Genomic DNA, 3,297 nt, shown 5'->3' on the forward strand with positions numbered 1-3,297 from the left:
CCCTCCGGGTACACTGAGTTCTCCGATGGGCCAATTCTCATGATTCGCCCGACCAGCAAGGATCGGCCGAGTGAACGCCTTTAGCTCGGCGCGTCGGCCCAAAAGCCTCACAAAATCGCGTGCGTAAAAACAGAAAGTTTATCAGCAAACTCAAGACGATCGTCCGCTCGGCCTCGCTTCGCGGCAATTTTCCTCTTTCTTTTTTCCAGAAATTATGTTTATTAAGGCCATCCCGCCTCCACGAGAGGGGCGTTTCGCGATCGTCACGGACGTGGGAAGCGGGATGCGATGGACGTGTTGGCCCGTGAGACGAACGTGGCTGGCGCGGACGGCGAAGGCGTGTGGTCCTGATATCCCGACGCTGATATCAAGTCTCGCGGATGATGGCGGGGCGATGGTGGCCAGCAAGCCCGGCGCACCAGGGAGAGCGCGCTATAAGCCGTTAACACCGTCGCGCGGGGAAGGTCGGATGTTCGGCTTGTACCTGTGGTTCCTACCCCGTGCACTACAATGCGCACGGGGGCCATGGGTGCAGCCTGCACCCGGCCTTCCCTGCGCCCTCTCGTTTTTTCGAGGGCGATGCTTGGCAAAGCTCGGGCCGATCGCGCCGCGAGAACGCACTTGCATGCCCTTCCCGCTGTTTGACAGGTTGAATCTGCCTAGAGAGCGTTTTCGAGCGAAGTGGATAACCGGTTCGCGTGAAGAAAACGCGTCAAAACAAAGAAGCTGGAGCTTCCGTTCCGATTGCATCGGAACGGAAAAGCTCTAGCACTTCTCGCCGTGGCATCGGGATGGCACAGCATGCCGCATGTCTCACGCGGTAGGCGACACGCCGTCTCGCCCCGACTACAGCGCGACGCGCGTCACATTAAACCGCCGTGGCGCGGGCGAAATCGACATAGATCTCGCGAAGACGGCGGGTCATCGGTCCAGGCTTGCCGCTCGCGACGGGCTTGCCGTCGATCGAGACCACCGCTTGCACGAACACGGTCGCGCTGGTGATGAAGGCTTCCTTGGCCGCCAGCGCCTCCTCGACCGAGAAGGCGCGTTCCTCGACGCGGAGCTGCCGCTCCTCGGCGAGCTTCACCACCGCCTTGCGGGTGCAGCCGGGCAGGATCTCGCTGCCGTTCTGCCGCGTCACGAGGACGTCGTCCTGGGTCAGGATGAAGGCCGAGGACGAGCCGCCCTCGGTGACCTTGCCATCCTCGATCATCCAGGCCTCGCCCGCGCCGGCCTCCGCGGCGGCCTGCTTCGCCAGCACCTGGGCGAGCAGCGCCACGCTCTTGATGTCGCGCCGCGCCCAGCGGATGTCCGGCACCGTGATCACGCCAATGCCGGTCCTGGCGGACGCCGCGCCGACGATGTCCTTCTCCGAGGTGAACATGATCAGCGTCGGCTTGACGCCCTTGGGGAACGCGAAATCGCGGCCCGCATCGGCGCCGCGCGTCACCTCCAGATAGACCATGCCGTTCGCGAGCTGGTTGCGCGTGACCAGCTCCTTCTGGATCTCCTGGATGCGCTCCGTGGTCTCCGGCAGGGGAAGCGAGATTTCGCCGACCGAGCGCTCCAGCCGCGCCAGATGCGAGGCGTTGTCGACCAGTCTGCCGTCCAGCACGGCCGCGACCTCATAGATGCCGTCGGCGAACAGGAAGCCGCGGTCGAGGATCGACACCTTGGCCTCGCCGAGCGGCACGAACGAGCCGTTGACATATGCGATCTTTTCCAAAACCTATTCTCCCTGTCGATTGCTGCGATCCTATACGAGAATCGCCGGCGCAAGTCACCCTCACACCGCCATTCCGGGTTCGGTGCTTCGCACCGCCCCGGAACGATGGATGGTCAATGCGACAATATCTTCGACAAAAACTTCTGGGCGCGATCGCTACGCGGCTTGCCGAAGAAATCGGCCTTCAGCGCATCCTCGACGATCTCGCCCTGATCCATGAAGATGACGCGGTTGGCGACCTTGCTGGCAAAGCCCATCTCGTGGGTCACGACCATCATGGTCATGCCCTCGCGGGCGAGATCGACCATCACGTCGAGCACCTCGCTGATCATCTCGGGATCGAGCGCCGAGGTCGGCTCGTCGAACAGCATCGCGATCGGGTCCATCGCGAGCGCGCGGGCAATCGCCACCCGCTGCTGCTGGCCACCGGACAGCTCGGCCGGGTATTTTCGCGCGTGCTCCGTCAGGCCGACGCGTTCGAGCAGCATCGTGGCCTTCTTGACGGCCGCGGCATGGGCTCGGCCCAACACCTTCTCCTGCGCCAGACAGAGATTGTCGAGGATGCGCAGATGCGGAAACAGCTCGAAATGCTGGAATACCATGCCGACCCGGGCGCGCAGCTTCGGCAGGTCGGTCCGAGCGTCGTTGACCTTGATGCCGTCCACGATGATGTCGCCGGCCTGGAACGGCTCCAGCGCATTGACGCATTTGATCAGCGTGGACTTGCCCGAGCCCGAGGGGCCGCAGACCACCACGACTTCGCCCTTGGCGACACGGGTGGTGCAGTTCTTCAGCGCCTGGAACTGTGGCGTGTACCACTTGTCGACATGGCTGATCTCGATCATGGACTCCGGGCTCATCTGACCACCGCGATGCGCGTCTGCAGCCGGCGCACGCCGAACGACGCGGAGCAACTGATCAGGAAGTAGACCAGCGCCGCGAACAGATACATCTCGACCAGCCTGCCGTCACGCTGGCCGACGATCGAGGCGGCGCCGAGGAAGTCCGGGATCGATACCACATAGACCAGCGAGGTGTCCTGGAACAGCACGATGGTCTGGGTCAAGAGCACCGGCAGCATGTTGCGGAACGCCTGCGGCAGCACGACGTAGCGCATGGTCTGGCTGTAGGTCAGGCCGAGCGCCTGCGCCGCAGCCGGCTGACCCTTCGAAATCGACTGGATGCCGGCGCGCATGATCTCGGAAAAATACGCCGCCTCGAACATGATGAAGGTGACCAGCGAGGAGGTGAAGGCGCCGACCCGCACCGGCCGCGACGCGCCGGTCAGCCATTGCCCGATATAGGGCACGAGGAAATAGAACCAGAAGATCACCAGCACCAGCGGCACCGAGCGCATCAAGTTGACATAGCCGGCGGCGGGCAGCGCCAGCGGCGGCAGCCCCGACAGACGCATCATTGCCAGCAGGGTCCCGAACACGATTCCGCCGGTCGTCGCCAGTGCCGTCAGCGTCAACGTGAACGTCATCCCGTCAAGGAAAAGGTAGGGCAGCGCGCGGACGATGACGTCGAAATCGAAGTTCGCGAACATCGTTCCGTGCTCAGTGCGTCGC

General features: G+C 63.4%; 3 protein-coding genes. All 3 read right to left on the bottom strand.

Annotation, left to right across the window (positions count from 1 at the left end):
• Positions 1–868: 868 nt before the first annotated feature.
• Positions 869–1,726, bottom strand: coding sequence for a D-amino-acid transaminase (locus JOY90_RS08900; protein ID WP_291690773.1), 858 nt, complete (start codon positions 1,724–1,726; stop codon positions 869–871).
• 113 nt (positions 1,727–1,839) lie between these two features.
• Complete coding sequence (locus JOY90_RS08905) at positions 1,840–2,571, bottom strand: amino acid ABC transporter ATP-binding protein (protein ID WP_291690774.1); 732 nt, start codon at positions 2,569–2,571, stop codon at positions 1,840–1,842.
• Between the two features lie 11 nt (positions 2,572–2,582).
• A complete protein-coding gene (locus tag JOY90_RS08910; RefSeq protein ID WP_291690775.1) occupies positions 2,583–3,275 on the bottom strand; it encodes an ABC transporter permease subunit in 693 nt (230 codons plus the stop codon).
• Between the last annotated feature and the right edge of the window lie 22 nt (positions 3,276–3,297).

Origin of the sequence: Bradyrhizobium sp. (assembly GCF_019242285.1) — a bacterium.
Taxonomy (GTDB): domain Bacteria; phylum Pseudomonadota; class Alphaproteobacteria; order Rhizobiales; family Xanthobacteraceae; genus Bradyrhizobium.